General features: G+C 53.6%; 13 protein-coding genes. 5 read left to right on the top strand and 8 right to left on the bottom strand.

Annotated elements, in window-relative coordinates; all coding sequences use genetic code 11:
* Positions 1-29: 29 nt before the first annotated feature.
* The 4 genes from ACGHAD_RS07520 to ACGHAD_RS07505 all read right to left on the bottom strand — a co-directional run bounded on the left by ACGHAD_RS07520 (position 30) and on the right by ACGHAD_RS07505 (position 4555).
* A complete protein-coding gene (locus tag ACGHAD_RS07520) occupies positions 30-290 on the bottom strand; it encodes a hypothetical protein (protein ID WP_382415975.1) in 261 nt (86 codons plus the stop codon).
* A gap of 247 nt (positions 291-537) precedes the next feature.
* A complete protein-coding gene (locus tag ACGHAD_RS07515; RefSeq protein WP_382415977.1) occupies positions 538-1023 on the bottom strand; it encodes a DUF6586 family protein in 486 nt (161 codons plus the stop codon).
* Positions 1024-1047: 24 nt separating this feature from the next.
* Positions 1048-3672 carry a type I DNA topoisomerase gene (gene topA, locus ACGHAD_RS07510; protein WP_339615490.1) on the bottom strand — a complete coding sequence of 875 codons (2625 nt, stop codon included), beginning with the start codon at positions 3670-3672 and terminating at the stop codon, positions 1048-1050.
* Positions 3673-4144: 472 nt separating this feature from the next.
* Entirely contained in the window at positions 4145-4555 is a 411-nt protein-coding gene (locus ACGHAD_RS07505) for a hypothetical protein (RefSeq protein ID WP_390403677.1), read from the bottom strand.
* A gap of 142 nt (positions 4556-4697) precedes the next feature.
* Between ACGHAD_RS07505 and ACGHAD_RS07500 the strand changes: the two genes are divergently transcribed.
* The gene (locus tag ACGHAD_RS07500) at positions 4698-5141 is read left to right on the top strand and encodes a universal stress protein (RefSeq protein WP_382415981.1); all 444 of its coding nucleotides are present in this window, start codon (positions 4698-4700) and stop codon (positions 5139-5141) included.
* A 44-nt stretch (positions 5142-5185) separates the two neighbouring features.
* Here the strand turns inward: ACGHAD_RS07500 and ACGHAD_RS07495 are convergent, their stop codons facing one another.
* Complete coding sequence (locus ACGHAD_RS07495; RefSeq protein ID WP_382415983.1) at positions 5186-7135, bottom strand: ATP-binding cassette domain-containing protein; 1950 nt, start codon at positions 7133-7135, stop codon at positions 5186-5188.
* A gap of 343 nt (positions 7136-7478) precedes the next feature.
* Between ACGHAD_RS07495 and ACGHAD_RS07490 the strand changes: the two genes are divergently transcribed.
* Together ACGHAD_RS07490 and ACGHAD_RS07485 are read left to right on the top strand one after the other, a co-directional pair.
* Positions 7479-9479 carry a transglycosylase SLT domain-containing protein gene (locus ACGHAD_RS07490; protein ID WP_382415985.1) on the top strand — a complete coding sequence of 667 codons (2001 nt, stop codon included), beginning with the start codon at positions 7479-7481 and terminating at the stop codon, positions 9477-9479.
* Between the two features lie 179 nt (positions 9480-9658).
* Positions 9659-10891 carry an HDOD domain-containing protein gene (locus tag ACGHAD_RS07485; protein WP_339615495.1) on the top strand — a complete coding sequence of 411 codons (1233 nt, stop codon included), beginning with the start codon at positions 9659-9661 and terminating at the stop codon, positions 10889-10891.
* Between the two features lie 37 nt (positions 10892-10928).
* Here the strand turns inward: ACGHAD_RS07485 and ACGHAD_RS07480 are convergent, their stop codons facing one another.
* The 3 genes from ACGHAD_RS07480 to ACGHAD_RS07470 all read right to left on the bottom strand — a co-directional run bounded on the left by ACGHAD_RS07480 (position 10929) and on the right by ACGHAD_RS07470 (position 13887).
* A complete protein-coding gene (locus tag ACGHAD_RS07480) occupies positions 10929-11174 on the bottom strand; it encodes a glutaredoxin family protein (RefSeq protein ID WP_339615496.1) in 246 nt (81 codons plus the stop codon).
* Positions 11175-11206: 32 nt separating this feature from the next.
* Complete coding sequence (locus tag ACGHAD_RS07475) at positions 11207-12073, bottom strand: FHA domain-containing protein (protein ID WP_382415988.1); 867 nt, start codon at positions 12071-12073, stop codon at positions 11207-11209.
* 62 nt (positions 12074-12135) lie between these two features.
* Positions 12136-13887: a bifunctional diguanylate cyclase/phosphodiesterase gene (locus tag ACGHAD_RS07470; RefSeq protein WP_382415990.1), complete on the bottom strand. Its 1752-nt coding sequence runs from the start codon at positions 13885-13887 to the stop codon at positions 12136-12138.
* Between the two features lie 212 nt (positions 13888-14099).
* On the opposite strand from ACGHAD_RS07470, the gene cmoA reads away from it, so the two are divergent.
* The gene (cmoA, locus tag ACGHAD_RS07465; RefSeq protein ID WP_339615499.1) at positions 14100-14834 is read left to right on the top strand and encodes a carboxy-S-adenosyl-L-methionine synthase CmoA; all 735 of its coding nucleotides are present in this window, start codon (positions 14100-14102) and stop codon (positions 14832-14834) included.
* The gene (gene cmoB, locus ACGHAD_RS07460) at positions 14831-15802 is read left to right on the top strand and encodes a tRNA 5-methoxyuridine(34)/uridine 5-oxyacetic acid(34) synthase CmoB (protein ID WP_382415992.1); all 972 of its coding nucleotides are present in this window, start codon (positions 14831-14833) and stop codon (positions 15800-15802) included. Before cmoA ends, cmoB begins: the two co-directional genes overlap by 4 nt.
* The last annotated feature ends 2 nt before the right edge of the window (positions 15803-15804 follow it).

Raw genomic sequence — 15804 nt, 5'->3', positions numbered from 1 at the left:
CGCAAAAAGCAGGCAACCGCCAGCGCACCCTAGTGCAGGATTCGCTCGCTGTACAACTCTGACTCTGGGTCGTCCGAAAGCTCTTCAGGGGGCGTGTCGGCCAGGTCGCCGGCCACTTCCATACCTGCCTCAATCATGGCTTTCGCCACATCAAACTTACCATCGCGCATAAATGACAGCGACTCGGCCGAAAACCGAATACTCACCAAAGGCTCGCCATTTTCATCGGCGCGCTGTAGCACAACATCACCATTGGTTAGCTCGACAATTTCATACAAAGAAGCTGACATGGAGTCTCCACCTGAGCAAAAGACAGGTATTCAGTTTTAACGAAATCGAATGATTCGATCATTCTAGCACTTTTGCCCGCGACGATAAATGCAAAGCCACTACCCACACTGAGCCCACCCCTTGGATGATGGCGAAAACGCTTCGGACGCTGCTACCCCTAACGCAAGGCTCAGAGGCCTGAGCCGCTACACGTGAATTGACGAAAGCTAAGTGAGCGGTAGCCTCAAAACGCCCGCTGCGGACGTGTTAACACTCAGTCGACGACTGCCGGTGGCGCTCTATTGTTGCCTGAAGCTCGTCCAGCCATTGCGTCAGATGGGCACGGCTTAAGTCGACTAAAGGGGTATCATCTAAGCGCTGAACTTGTATCAAATGCTCAGAGTTAGCATCGGACGCCCAGCAGGCTCGGTAGCTGGACAACAGCTGACTCAACCAAGCATCTGGCCGCTGCGCCAACTGGCACAACTCGGTGACTTCTGCCGGTTGCTTGCCTAGGCGCTCCAATGCTTGACGGGCATCCACCTCAGTATCAATGGCGGCAAGAGAACTAACCCCGTAATAACCGCACAGCTCGCGCAGATAATGTGTATAGCCACAACACAAATGAAACAGCCCCGCCTCAAGTATCGCCTGTTCGGCAAACGGGGTACGCTCCGATGACGTTGCCAGCTCGGCCAGTAACACGCGGGTACTGGCCAGCCGACGATTAACCTGCGCAGTTAGTGAAGCCACTTGCTCTCCTTATCTCGCGCTGAGTTATTTGTTCGGCACCCATTTGCCGCCCTGGTAAAAGGCTTTCCAGCCACTGGCCTTGCCGTCAACCTCTGACTGCACATACTGCTCTTTGGTTTTACGCGAGAAACGAATCACCGTCGGCACACCATCTGGATCTGCCACGGGCGCTGAGAATAAGAACGTATATTTAGGGTCAATCTCTTTTTTATGGGGCAAAATTTCGGCCACCAACGGTGCTCGCGTCTCGCGGTTTTTGGGGAAACCACTAGCCGCCAAAAACAGACCGGATGCACCATCACGCAAAATATAGGTATCGTCCACTTTTTGACAAGCAAGTTCGGGCATTGGCACCGGGTCCATTTTGGGTGGTGCCGCCTCACCGCTTTTCAGCAGTTTGCGGGTATTTTTACACTCGTCATTCGTGCAGCCAAAATATTTGCCAAAGCGCCCCGTTTTTAGCTGCATCTCACTGCCGCATTTATCACACTCTAAGGTCGGGCCTTCGTAACCTTTTAATTTAAAGGTGCCTAGTTCGACCTCGTAGCCAGGGCAATCTGGATTGTTGCCACAGATATGCAATTTGCGTTTTTCATCAAGCAAATAGTTATCCATGGCGGTGTTACAAATTTGGCAGCGGCGCTTAGAGCGCAGCTGGCGCGACTCGGCGTCTTCATCACCGTCGACATCCACAGCCTCATCACCCGAGACAAGATTCATGGTGTGCTTACAGCGCTCTTTGGGGGGCAACCCATAGCCAGAACAGCCTAAAAACACACCTGTAGAGCCCGTGCGAATTTGCATGTCGCGACCACACTTTTCACACTCAATGTCGGTGTTGGTCGGATCATTGTGGCGCATACCGCCCGACTCTTCACTTTGCGCGCTCTGTAACTGACCGATAAAATCTGCGTAAAACTCATCCAAAAGCTGGCGCCAGTTTTTGCCACCCTCGGCCACCACGTCGAGCGATTGCTCCATATTGGCCGTAAAGCTATAACTCATTAAGTCTGAAAAACTTTCACTTAAACGCTCGGTAACAATATCGCCCATTTTTTCTGCGTAAAAGCGACGGTTCTCTAAGCGCACATAACCGCGATCTTGAATGGTTGAAATAATAGATGCGTACGTCGATGGGCGACCAATACCTTGCTTTTCAAGCTCCTTCACCAAACTCGCCTCAGAAAAGCGCGCGGGGGGCTTGGTAAAGTGTTGAGACGGGTCGAGTTTTTCCAGCGGTAGCTCATCGCCAACTTTGACCTCTGGCAACACGACATCTTCGTCTTTTTTTGCGATTTGCGGCATCACTCGGGTGAAGCCATCAAAACGAATAACCCGACCGCGGGTGCGCAGCTCAAAATCGCCGGCCTCAACCACAATCGAGGTACTGGTGTATTCGGCATTGCTCATCTGGCAGGCGACAAATTGCGACCAAATTAGTGTGTACAAGCGCTCGGCATCGCGTTCCATTCCTTTTAAATGAGCGGTCAACACCGTGACACTGGAGGGGCGTATCGCTTCGTGCGCCTCTTGCGCCCCCTCTTTGCTCGAATAACTTCTGGGTGCTTCAGGCAGGTAGCGCTTGCCGTATTCATCTTGAATATACTCGCGGCAAGACTCCACCGCTTCTTTGCTCAAGTTGGTTGAGTCAGTACGCATATAGGTGATGTAGCCCGCCTCATACAAGCGTTGAGCCAACATCATGGTCTTTTTAACCCCAAACCCTAAGCGGGTGCTCGCCGCCTGCTGTAAGGTTGAGGTAATAAAAGGTGCCGAGGGTTTAGATTGGGTTGGTTTATCTTCGCGCTGGGCGACGTTAAAACTGGCGTCTTTAAGCTTGGCAACCGCCGCCATAGTATCGGCTTCGTTGTCGGGCCTAAAGGTTTTACCGCCCTGCTTTTTAACCTCAAAACGAATTTGATCGCCCGCTTTTGCCACTAAATCGGCAAAGAGGTTCCAGTACTCTTCGGGCACAAAGGCGCGAATTTCACGCTCGCGCTCAACCACCAGCTTAACCGCCACAGATTGCACACGCCCGGCCGATAGCCCACGCGCAATTTTGGCCCACAGCAACGGCGAGACCATGTAGCCCACCACCCGGTCGAGAAACCGGCGTGCTTGCTGGGCATTAACACGATCAATATCAATGGGTCCGGGATTTTCAAACGCGTTTTGAATCGCTGTTTTGGTAATCTCATTAAACACTACTCGGCGATAACGAGCATCGTCGCCACCAATAGCCTCACGCAAATGCCAGGCAATAGCCTCTCCCTCGCGATCCAAATCCGTCGCGAGATAGATAGTGTCGGCATCGGCGGCCAACTGTTTTAGCTCGGCAACCACTTTTTCTTTACCGGGTAAGATCTCGTAATGCGCAGCCCAATCGTGGGTGGGGTCAATCCCCATCCGGCTAATCAATTGTTGCTGGCTTTTTTCGGCCTTATGCTTGGCTTTGGCTTCGGGGGATAGCTTACGCGTGATAGCCGCTTGGCGGGCCCGCTCTTTTGGGTCGACTTTTTTGCCGCTGCCACTCGTGGGCAAATCGCGAATATGACCGACACTGGATTTAACAATAAAGTCACGCCCCAGATATTTGTTAATGGTCTTCGCTTTTGCCGGTGACTCTACAATAACCAAAGATTTACCCATAAGCGCTCTACTTTCCTTCCGTTACATCGGCAACTGTCTGTACCCCTGCCCAACTGGCAGCTTAGGTTTCGGTGGCGCACTCAACAAGTGCAAACTACGCCTTCAAGGTGGGCATATATAAGTCCTGTGTCCACGCCGGTCAAGCGTGGATGTTTGCCACTACCGTCAATCTTGGCCTATAAGTATGGCTCCCGCGGGGCAAATTCAAGCCCATAGCGACATTCAGCCCGCCCCAACAAAAAAAACACAAGCGACTGTTTTTTATAGACTTTTTATAAAAAATAGCGTCATCTTCAGCTCTACAACGACACAGCGGCAAAAACACCGCGAACAAACCACGAAAAAAATTTGAAATTTTTACCCGCTGCTGCCTTTATTTGGATTGACATCAAGCTAAGTCGCAATGTCTTGCCCACAGCTGGCGCGTACAACGAGCCTAAAAAGAGGGCATCTTGTAACCGAGGGTATATCGCTAGCCGGCAAGATAGTGCAGACACTTAAGCAACTGATCAACCTCTTGCTCGCCGCCCGTTTCCCCCCAAAAAATATCTAACTGGCGCCCCGTCGCACGCAAGCCAATAACACCTTTAGGCAGCATCTCCAGTACACCCTCGATATGGCGCTGAAGCGGCTCTGGAGGCTTTTGCCCAACAAACAGCCACCAGCTGGCCAAATGCCCCTCGTGAGCGTAACGCGCTCGCATTAAAGTCCAGCGCGTGGTTTGCGGTGTATCGCTCACCAGAGAATAAACTGGCATTGCCCCCGGCGCCTGCGCATCGGTGGGCAGTTGCGGCGGCGGCAAAATACGAACGGACAACCCCTTGCGCTGCGCGTAACCTCGCAGCTGCTCGCGCCGACGTTGACCGCGATTTGGCTGTATCATTGCAACCGGCCCAACAACCATGGCGACAACAAGCACGATTATAATAATGGCGTACATATTCATAGTATTACCCGCTGGCGAAATCTGGAGAAATCATCCATGCTTAAGGCATTAGACACAAGTAGCACGTAAGGAGCCTTGTATGAGTTCATACCAACATATATTGGTGGGCCTTGACCTTACCCGTGAGTGCCCCGATGTTTTGCATAAAGCGGCTATATTGGCCCACGCGTGTGGCGCTAAACTAACGGTTGCGCACGTCATTGAGCCGCTGACCTTTGCCTATGGCGGCGATATGCCAATCGATTTATCAGAAGTACAAGATCAGCTGCAAATTAAAGCCGAGCAAGAGCTGCTGCGTCTTATTAAGGATGTCGACTGCACAATCGAGCAAGAACACGTTTTGGTGGGACAGCCGGCAACCGAGTTGCACCATTTAGCCAAACAAATCAACGCCGACTTAATCGCCGTAGGCAGCCACGGCCGAAAAGGCTTTGCGTTACTGCTCGGCTCTACCTCTAACAGCGTGCTACACGGCGCCAGCTGTGATGTGCTGGCCATCCGCGTCGAGCGCAAAGAGGACTAAGCACCTGGCAAAGCCCCAGCGCCTAAACGTTAGCGTAGGCGCGCTTAACCACCCATGTCTTCAAGCTCTGCCCAACGCTCAAAGCAATCATCCAATTGCTTTTGTACCTCGGCTACTTGGCGCAAATGCTCATCCACTTGCTCGGCCGGCAAACTGTAAAAATCGGGCTCTGCCATTTGCAATTGCAATTGTTCAATGTGCGCTTCGAGCTTTTCAATTTTCTCGGGCAATGCATCAAACTCCCGTTGCAGCTTGTAAGAGAGCTTTTTAGCTGGCGGAGATTTCGCTGGACTAGCACTTGCTGGCGCGGGCGCCGAGCTACTTTGCGCTGCGGGCTGCGCAGTGCCACCACCAGCAGCCGCGCCAGGCTCTACCCACTTGCCACCTTGCCGCAACCAATCATCATAACCGCCAATGTATTCGCGAACCTGACCGTGCCCCTCAAGTGCAAAAACGCTACTCACCAAGTTGTTTAAAAAGGCCCGGTCGTGACTCACCAACAGCACCGTGCCATCAAACTGACCAAGCACCTCTTCTAACAACTCCAGCGTCTCTACATCAAGATCGTTAGTGGGCTCATCGAGCACTAGGATATTTGCGCTTTTGCTAAACAGCTTGGCCAGCAATACACGGTTGCGCTCCCCGCCTGACAACGCCCGCACAGGGGTTCGGGCGCGCTCACCGGAAAATAAAAAGTCGCTTAAATAAGAGATAACATGCTTCGATTTGCCGTTAATTTCGATACTGTCACGACCCTCCGAGACATTATCGACAGCACTTTTGTTTAAATCGAGCTGATCGCGCAACTGGTCAAAATAAGCCACACTTAAATTAGTGCCAAGCTTTACGGACCCGGCATCCGGGGTTAACTCACCCAGCACCAATTTTAGCAGCGTACTCTTGCCTGCGCCGTTGGGGCCAACCAAACCGATGCGGTCGCCACGGATAATCCGCGTAGAAAAACGATCAATAATTGTGCGGCCGCCGTAGGCAAAACTTACGTCTTTCAGCTCGGCAACTAACTTGCCCGACAGCCCCGCCTTGCCTAAATCAAAACTCGCATTGCCCTGTTGCACGCGACGCTGCCGACGCTCATCGCGCATATCTTTTAAGGCTCTAACACGCCCTTCGTTACGGGTACGGCGCGCTTTAATCCCCTGGCGAATCCATACTTCTTCTTGCGCTAATTTTTTATCAAACAGTTCGTTATGGCGCGCCTCTTCGGCTAACGCCCGCTCGCGGTACTCTAAAAAACTTTGATAGTTGCCCGACCAAGTGCGGAGGTGTCCGCGATCAAGCTCAGCAATATGGGTCGCCACCGAGCGCAGCAAAGCACGATCGTGGGTGATAAAAATAAGCGCACCAGTATAGGCGATAAGCGCTTTTTCCAGCCACTCAATAGCCGCGATATCCAGATGGTTAGTCGGCTCGTCCATTAACAAAATATCGGGCTCTACCACTAACGCTTGCGCCAGGGCCACTCGGCGGCGCCAGCCACCAGACAGTGACGCCATAGGTGCACTGCCGGTCAGCTCGAGGCGCGTGAGGATTGCATCGACTTTTTGCTGTAAAGCCCAGCCATCGAGTGCCTCGAGCTGTCCCTGAATGCGGGTCAACTCCTCAACCCAGGCATCGGAGGCGGCCGCATCAGCACCCTCGGCGAGCTGCCCAGCCCCTTCTGTCAATTGGTAGTAACGGGCCAGTAACTGCCCGACACCGGGCAACCCCTCGGCCACCACATCAAATACGGTGCGGCCGTCTGCTTCAGGCAGCTCTTGCTCTAAGCGCGCCACCCGCACACCGCGATCCACCGTGACACTGCCGCCGTCGAGTGTGACCTCGCCGGTCAGCACCTTCAAAAAGCTGGATTTCCCCGCGCCATTGCGGCCAATTAAGCACCAACGCTGACCTCTTTCGACGACAAAATCCACTTTGTCGAGCAAGATCTGTAAACCATAATTTAACTGGGCGCCATCTACTGTCAGCAGTGCCATAGTCGTTCTATCACCTGTGTGGTTAGTGCACGTCGCTCATTCCGACTTATAGCCAAAAAACAAACTCTTACCGATTGCAGTTAAGGTAGGGAATAAGGACAGAAATAGTTGCAATTGAGATCAAAAAAGTGGCAGCATGATACCTGTAAATACCGCTGGCAGACAGGGTTCTGTCGGCAAAAACATCATAATAATGAACGATCTAGTACCAATAGAATCCACTTTTGGGGGATCGTAAGCGACGCGATGGCTTCAACCTGCGCCGCTGGGCAGCGGACGCTGCCATCACCCTCACCACAGGACGGTAGCAATCGCAGCGATTTAACGTTTTAGAGGTACCGCTATGCGGTTTTTGCGATCTGGCTTTACTCGATACACCGGCACACTTAACACTGGCCGTCTTGCCGGAGCTTTTGCTCTGGGGATGTTGCTCGGCTGCGGTTATGCCAATGCGGCCCCTGCCAGCATTGCCGCGCCTCCGTCTATTGCCGACAAAACCGAGCAACGCAAACTTTATAATCAAGCGCAAAACGCCATTCGCAGCGGCCGCTATACCGAATACCGCGAATTACTGGCAGAGCTTGAGCACTACCCGCTCAAGCCTTATCTAGAATACAACTATATTAGCCGTCGCCTGTCGCGTCTGCCCGCCGAAGATATTGCAGCATTTCAACGCGATTACCCGGGCTCTTATTTGGCGGACAAGCTCAATCGTCGCTGGGTCGAGAAGCTTGCCTTGCAAGGTAAGTGGGCCGATGTCGTTGATCAATACCAGGCCGACAACGCCACCACCGAGTTAACCTGCTACTACTTGCGCGGCCGTATCACAGAGGGCGATAAAACCGCCTATAGCGACGTCGCTGAGGTGTGGAATGTAGGCCACTCACAGCCAAAGGCCTGCGATCCGCTATTTGCCAACTGGATGAAGCAAGGGGGCATGACCGACGCAATCGCCTGGCAGCGGTTTGTCAAAGCGATGGATTCGCGTCAGCGTTCGCTTGCGCGCTACGTAACCAAACTGATGTCGCCCGACACTAAAGCGCTTGCCGAGCTTTATGATGAAGTGGACCGCAACCCTCGGGCACTGAACGATATGGCGCGCTTTGGCAAACAAAGCGCAGATATGCAGCAAATTATTCTGCATGGCCTGCAGCGCTTATCGCTGCGCGATGCCGAGCTGGCCAACGAGCTCTGGCATCGCTACGACGCTCAGCAGCTGTTTGCCGATAACGCCCGCCTAGAAACCCAGCGTTACATCGCTGTACGGCTTTTGCGGCAAGGTCACACTGCCGAGACTGAGGCGCTGATAAAGGCCACCCCGGCGCTTAACTCAGAAGACTTAGTCGAGTGGTTAGTGCGCGACGCACTGCGCAACCTAGATTGGCATCGGGTAAACAAGTGGATCGCCATGTTGCCACCCAAGGCGCGCGCCTCCGAGCGCTGGCGCTATTGGCAAGCTCGCGCGCTAGAGAACACTGGTGGCGCATCCGAGCAAATTACCACGCTTTATCAGCTGGTCTCGCAAACCCGTAGCTTTTACGGTTTTTTATCCGCTGACCGCCTAAAAGTACCCTACGAGCTGGTAGACAAACCCGCCACAGTAGACGCCGTTACCCGCGACCAGGTTGCAACAATAGGTGGCGTACAGCGTGCCCGCGAGCTGTTTATTCTAGGCAAAGCCCTGGATGCGCGGCGCGAGTGGTACCACACTACCCGCAAACTCGACGAGCCGCAGATTATCGCCGCCGGCAAACTGGCCGAAAGCTGGGGCTGGCACCGTAACGGCATTCAGGCGATGATCCAAATACGCTATTGGGACGACCTGGAGCTGCGCTTCCCGCTGGCCTATCAAGAGCACGTTAACACCACTGCCAAAGACTTGTCGGTAGCACCGCACCTGCTTTTTGCCATCGCCCGCCAAGAGAGCGCTTTTACCGCCGATGCCCGCTCCTCGGCTGGTGCGCTGGGCCTAATGCAGCTGCTGCCCTCGACCGCCAAACAAACAGCGCATCGCTCCGGCATGAGCTTTTCCACCTATGACCTGCTGGAACCGGCCACCAATATCGCCTTGGGGGGGCGCTATTTAAACCAACTACTCGATCAGTTTGACGGCAATCGTATTCTCGCGGCGGCGGCGTACAACGCCGGCCCTAACCGCGTAAAGCAGTGGTTAAGTAAGAGCAAGAGCGCGAGCCTACCTTACGATGTCTGGATCGAGACCATCCCCTATCGTGAGACCCGCGGATACGTGCAAAACGTGCTGTCTTACTCGGTCATTTACGGCTACCGACTGGGCGAAGCAAAGCCTTTTATTACCGCGAGCGAAGCGGGAAGCTCCCTGTAACAACGCCGTACCCGGCCGCATATTTGCAGGCGGCCGGGTTTATTCCTCTTAAAACGCAAATTCATCTGCCAGCCAGCAGAAAATTGCCCTACAATAACAATTATCAGGCTTATACCTTTGAGTGAACTTATTATCAATATAATAGGGCCCACTGCCCCTAAGGCTACACGGTAGTTTTCATGCCCCAAGAATTTCCGCTGCTGGCACGGCAACCAATTTTTAATCGCGCTATGGAAGTCGTGGCCTACGAGCTGCTCTATCGTGCCGATCACCAAAACCGTGCCCAATTTACCGACGGCAATTCTGCGAGTACCCAGGTATTACTCAATACATTTGCCGAGCTGTCCATCGAAAAAGTGGTGGGCAAGCAACGCGCTTTTATTAACTTTACCGCGGCATTAATGGCAACACGCTACCCATTTGACACGTCACAGTTGGTGATTGAGGTCTTGGAGAGTGAAGTAATTAACGCCAACTTACTCCACCGCCTAAAACAGTTGCGCGAAGATGGCTTTGCCATTGCCCTAGATGACTTTGTGCTAACCGAACAAAGCGCCTCTCTGATCCCCTACGCCGACATCATCAAGCTTGACGTGCTGGCCTTAAGCGAACAAGCGCTCATTGCGCACATTAAATATTTAAAGCCTTTGGGCGTGCAGCTTATCGCGGAAAAAATTGAAACCTTTGAAATGCTGGAACACTGCCGCGCACTGGGCTGTGATATGTTTCAGGGATACTTTCTGGAAAAGCCTCAAGTCATTAAGGGTCAGCGTTTAAACGAGAGCAAGCAGGCGGTATTGCAGTTACTGGCACGGCTTAACGATCCAAATGCTGCCTTTGAAGATATTGAAGTCATCATTGCCCGCGACCCGGTGCTTAGCTACAAACTGCTGCGATTGGTTAACTCGGCCGCGTTTGCCTTACCGCGCACCATAGAGTCGCTGCGCCAAGCACTAACTCTGCTGGGACTTAAAATTATCCGCAATTGGATCGGTTTGCTAGCCATGGCGAAACTTGGCGACAAACCGGCAGAGCTTTCGGTAAAAGCGCTTACCCGCGCTAAACTGTGCGAATTAATTGCCAGCCAAACCCGCCCGAGTACTCAGTGCGATACTTTTTTTACCGTAGGTTTATTATCAACGCTCGGGGCTTTTATGGACGCCCCGCTACCGAAAGTACTAGAAGACATCCAGCTAAGCACAGCATTGCGTGATGCGCTGTTGGAGCATAGCGGAATTGAGGGGCAAGTACTGGAAACCGTTATTCACTACGAGCACGGCGACTGGAACAAAATTGACTGGGATTTTTTGGTGTCCCAGCAACTGGACCCGCACACATTGTCGGCCCTGTATTTACAAACGCTAGCCTGGGTAGACGACACCATGGCCGCACTGCAATCAGAAATGGCGTAGCTTTAGCTGATACGTTTTAGTTAATACCCACGCCGGCTTACACCTGCTCCAAACGCCGCAACCAACCTCTGAGTTCGGCGGCATCAAACGGCCAATTTAACTCACTGCCACAGGCCGAGCGCAACACCGGGATCCGCAAGCCGTAGCGTTCGATAAGGGCGTCATCCATAGCGATATCCACCTTATTGAGCTGCACCGAATCGCCCAGCTCCGCCAATAGCGCGCAGGCATCGTCACACAGATGACACCCGCTGGTGGTTAATAAAACAATACGTTGCGTCATAAACGTTGTCGGCTTGGCACAGCTAAAGCCCGCTACCCCCGCGTCAAATACAGTGCCGCCACCACAATCGCCGTCAGTGCCGCCAGCACTAACAAGCCGGCTGCCCCATAGCGGGGTTTACTCTCGGGCTCGACCACATCCTGCGCCGGGGTAGATACCGCAGCGGCGCGCTCTGGCCGCGCTCTGGGCTTGCCCGTATTAAGCGCAGGCTTACCCGGCTGGCGCACCGTGGTTTGCGACATATCATCGGCTGGGCCAATTACCCCAAAGCTCAGAGTATCAAATCGCAATTCGTCACCACGCTTCACCCGTGCTTCGGTTACTTGCCGGCCATTGACAAAAGTGCCATTGGCAGAGCCCAGGTCTTTTACATACAAAACGCCCTCGACCACACTTAACTCGGCGTGCCGGCGGGACAAATGCGCCGCAGCAAGCGAGATATCACACTCACTGGAACGCCCCACCACATTAGTAGGACGCAGTGGGAACACCCGGTTTTGCAGCGCAGCGTGGTTGGCCTTAAGCGCCCACCCCGTTGACTTTGGCACTCGAGGATTCGTGGTGCCAGGGCTTGTTGCCGGCGCAGTTGGCGCCGCTGCGACCGAGTCAGCAGTTTTGGGGTCAATCACTTCAAGCTCAATACCGGCCAGCGCAATAACATCGCTCGGCAGCAACCGATGAGAGGACTTTACGGCCTTGCCGTTTAACAACACGTCACTATCGGGAACCAGATTGACCAGCTCGAGCTGCTCGTGATTAACATTAATTTTGAGATGTTGATCGGCGACATTGGGAGCACTAACCACCAGCTGATTGCTTTTATCCCGACCTATTCCAACACTGGGCTCAACGAGCCAGACCGCACTGTATTTTTTATTTTTAAAGCGGATTTTCAGCATTCGTCAGATCCTTTTGTCTGCCAATATAAGGATCTTGATAATGCTACACAGACAAAAAGTTTTCAAGCGGCGCCATTGTCAGCCAGTGCTGCAGGAGCGCGCCGACGCGACACAAACAGCTGCGACCCGCCCAACTCCTTCGCCCGATGCTTGGCGTCGGCCAGCAACATGGCCACATGGTGATGGGTCATATTGGCGCTTGAATCCGGATGAACACAGCCAATCGCCAAGGTTAACGGCCCAAAGCGACGGCGACGACCTTCACGATCAGGGCTCCAATAATCACGCTGGTCCGCTGGCAAACTTTGCGCAACAGCGGCCGAAAAACGCTCCAATATATTGCCACAACGGGCTTGCCAATCTTGGCTTTGCAGCACTACGACAAAATCATCGCCGCCCACGTGACCGACAAAATCACACTCTGGATCGACCAGCTCACACAACAACTGCCCCAGCATGATGATCACATCATCACCACACCGGTAGCCAAACGCATCATTAAAGGGTTTAAAGTGGTTAATGTCGCAATAAGCAACGATAAAATCCGAGCGCTGACACAACAGCTGATCAATCCACTCGTACAGCGGCACGTTGCCCGGCAAGCCCGTTAGCGGATTGGAGTGTCGCGCCGCGCGCAGCTTTTCATCGGCAATACTACGCAGTAGACGCCGCACTTTAGCCACACCCACATAGCGCCCTTGATCGTGCACCAAAATATCGACACTTAAATTTTGTGCCGGATCTTCGGTGACTAATCGTCCCGCGGCGTGCAACTCTGCATCGATGCTCATTATTAGCGTACGGGGACTGATAAAATCCGCTACTGGCTTATTGGCGTGTAGCTCGTAGGAGTAGCGCCATGAAAAAGTGTTAAGCAGCTCTGAGCGGCTGATCATCCCCACCGGCGCACCGGCATCGCTCACCACCGGCAAACAAGTAATACGTACATCCGAGCGCAATTTATTGACCACATCCCCGGCCGAGAGGGTTGGGCTAATCGTCTCTTCGTATACCGTCACCTCGCGCAGAGTCTGACGAAACGGATCGTGAGAGCGAGGCACCGCGCGGCCAATTTGAATGTGCGCCGGCACCACGAGAGGTGGCTGCGCATTAGGCCGCGCCAAATAATAACCCTGCATATACTCGACCCCCAACGCCGCCAACGTGGTAAATTCCTGCTCGGTCTCAATGCCCTCGGCAATCACCTTGTTGCCTATTCGCTGAGCGATATCCAACATAAAGCGAACAAACTCGCGCTTGACCGCGCTGCGCTCTATTCCCGTAATAAAATGGCGGTCAATCTTTACGTAATCGGGGTTAATTTCACTCCAAATCCGCAGCCCGGCGTAACCCGCCCCTAAGTCATCAATGGCCACAGCAAAACCTTGACGCTGAAAGTGCTCACAGGCATCGCGCAAAATATCGCAATCGTCCATCGGCTGCTTTTCGGTCAGCTCAAACACCACCCGTTCGGGGCTTAAGTTCAGGCGCCGTAAAATAGCCAAAGTTACACCGTCACGGTAGTGACTATCGGTAAACGACAGCGGTGACATATTCAAAAATAACGTTCCCGGCAATTGCTGATCGACAAAGCTCTGACAGGCTACCTCGCGGCAGGCATACTCTAAACGCGCCAGCACGCCAAGCTCGGCGGCCACGCTAAACAATTTATCGGGGCGCTCCAACTCGCTGTTTTTGGGGCCCCGAGCTAGCGCCTCGTAACCGATGATACTGTGACTGATAATATTAATAATCGGCTGAAACACCACCGACAGCTGCTTGGCACTAATAATAGTGTGTAATAGCTCAGCCAACCGAGGCTGACACCCTGGCGGCAGAGAGGATCGATACGAAGTCAGTGGCGGATTTTGCATCCCGGCATTATCGGCACCTGAGGTGACAAATTTGTGACAGAGTAAACATCGGTAATTGAGCCCAGCGGCCGGGCAAGCTAGAATGCTCGCGCCGCATTTTTATCAGCACGTTAGCGGCGCTATTGCCGCCACAACCCGAGACTGCTACGCCCATGACTGAGCCGAAAGATACGCTGTATGCCAACCCTCTGGCTCAGGTGGACAGCTTCAGCTTTGACCAGCAAGTGGTCGACGTTTTTCCCGACATGATCAAACGCTCGGTGCCAGGCTACCCCACCATCGTCAATATGATCGGCTCGCTGGCCGAGCGTTATGTAAGCGCTGACAGCAACTGCTACGACCTTGGCTGTTCACTGGGCGCGGCGACACTCGCCATGCGCCACCGGATTCAAAACGCAAACTGCCGGATTGTCGCGGTCGACAACTCGCCAGCCATGATCGCACGCGCGCGACAAGTGATAGCCGCCGACAGCCTAGACGATATCCCGGTGGCGTTTATCGAAGGTCGTATTCAGGATGTCGCCCTAGAAAACGCCTCAATGGCGGTACTGAACTTCACTTTGCAGTTTATCGATGTCACCGAACGGCCAGCGCTACTGAGCAATATTTGCCGAGGTCTCAACCCGGGCGGAGTACTGATCCTGTCAGAAAAGGTCGCCTTCCAAGACCCACCACACCAAGAGTTGATGACTCAGTTGCACCACAATTTTAAGCGCGCCAACGGCTACAGTGATCTTGAGATCGCTCAAAAACGCGCCTCTATTGAAAACGTTTTGATTCCTGAGTCGCTCAGTGTTCATCGTGAGCGCCTGCGCGCAGCGGGGTTTTCCAGCGTCGACGTCTGGTTTCAATGCCTTAATTTTGCCTCAATCATCGCCATCAAATGATCAATTTCGACGCCCTTTTAACCTTTATAAAAGCCCACGAGCGCCTTAATCTGTGGGCCGATAGCCTGGAGCAGAATATTGCCCGCGGGCTTGACCCGCAACGCTTTGGCGATTTACCCGGCTGGCTCGATACACTCGCACAACTACCCACGATCAAGCCCGAGCAGGTAGTGCTGGACGAGTCAGTCAGCGTCAGCGGTAAGGCCGGTGAGCAGACGCTCGCCGAGGCCCGGGCGGGCTTGCGAGCGCTGATTCCTTGGCGCAAAGGCCCCTACTCCATCCACGGTATCGAGATTGACACTGAGTGGCGCTCGGACTGGAAGTGGCAGCGAATTCGCGACAAGATTGCGCCGCTTAAGCACCGGCTCGTACTGGACGTTGGTTGCGGCAACGGCTACCACGGCTGGCGCATGCTGGGCGATGGCGCCAACAGGGTTATCGGCATCGACCCCTCACCGCGCTTTGTGGTGCAGTTTCAGGCCATCAAACATTTTTTGGGCAAGCATTACCCTATCGACGTCCTACCTTTGGGGATTGAACATTTACCGGCGGAGCTAGGCGCTTTTGATACCACTTTTTCGATGGGCGTGTTTTATCACCGTCGCTCGCCGATGGATCATTTGCGCGAGTTGCGAGCGACTTTGCGCCCGGGCGGGCAACTGGTTTTAGAAACCTTGGTTATCGAAGGTAACGAGGGCGAAGTGTTAGTGCCCGAAGGGCGCTACGCGATGATGCGCAACGTGTGGTTTTTACCCAGCGTCCCCACAATGCTTAGCTGGATGCGTAAGTGTGGCCTGCGCAATCCACGAGTAGTCGACGCCTGCACTACCAACCTAGAGGAGCAGCGCAGCACCGATTGGATGCACTTTCACTCGCTGGATAAATTTCTCGACCCCGACAACCCAGCGCTTACCGTTGAAGGCCACCCGGCCCCGCTACGCGCGGTATTTTTAGCCGAAGCGCCTTAACG

Origin of the sequence: Gilvimarinus japonicus (genome assembly GCF_042847215.1) — a bacterium.
Classification (GTDB): domain Bacteria; phylum Pseudomonadota; class Gammaproteobacteria; order Pseudomonadales; family Cellvibrionaceae; genus Gilvimarinus; species Gilvimarinus japonicus.
This window is presented reverse-complemented; position numbering and strand designations above follow the sequence as displayed.

What these genes read in the sequence shown, in the direction of transcription:
- topA (WP_339615490.1), bottom strand. Translation starts at nt 3,672, where the DNA reads ATGGGTAAATCTTTGGTTATTGTAGAGTCACCGGCAAAAGCGAAGACC.
- ACGHAD_RS07475 (WP_382415988.1), bottom strand. Translation starts at nt 12,073, where the DNA reads ATGCTGAAAATCCGCTTTAAAAATAAAAAATACAGTGCGGTCTGGCTC.
- cmoA (WP_339615499.1), top strand. Translation starts at nt 14,100, where the DNA reads ATGACTGAGCCGAAAGATACGCTGTATGCCAACCCTCTGGCTCAGGTG.
- ACGHAD_RS07500 (WP_382415981.1), top strand. Translation starts at nt 4,698, where the DNA reads ATGAGTTCATACCAACATATATTGGTGGGCCTTGACCTTACCCGTGAG.
- ACGHAD_RS07495 (WP_382415983.1), bottom strand. Translation starts at nt 7,135, where the DNA reads ATGGCACTGCTGACAGTAGATGGCGCCCAGTTAAATTATGGTTTACAG.
- cmoB (WP_382415992.1), top strand. Translation starts at nt 14,831, where the DNA reads ATGATCAATTTCGACGCCCTTTTAACCTTTATAAAAGCCCACGAGCGC.
- ACGHAD_RS07490 (WP_382415985.1), top strand. Translation starts at nt 7,479, where the DNA reads ATGCGGTTTTTGCGATCTGGCTTTACTCGATACACCGGCACACTTAAC.
- ACGHAD_RS07480 (WP_339615496.1), bottom strand. Translation starts at nt 11,174, where the DNA reads ATGACGCAACGTATTGTTTTATTAACCACCAGCGGGTGTCATCTGTGT.
- ACGHAD_RS07485 (WP_339615495.1), top strand. Translation starts at nt 9,659, where the DNA reads ATGCCCCAAGAATTTCCGCTGCTGGCACGGCAACCAATTTTTAATCGC.
- ACGHAD_RS07505 (WP_390403677.1), bottom strand. Translation starts at nt 4,555, where the DNA reads ATGATACAGCCAAATCGCGGTCAACGTCGGCGCGAGCAGCTGCGAGGT.
- ACGHAD_RS07520 (WP_382415975.1), bottom strand. Translation starts at nt 290, where the DNA reads ATGTCAGCTTCTTTGTATGAAATTGTCGAGCTAACCAATGGTGATGTT.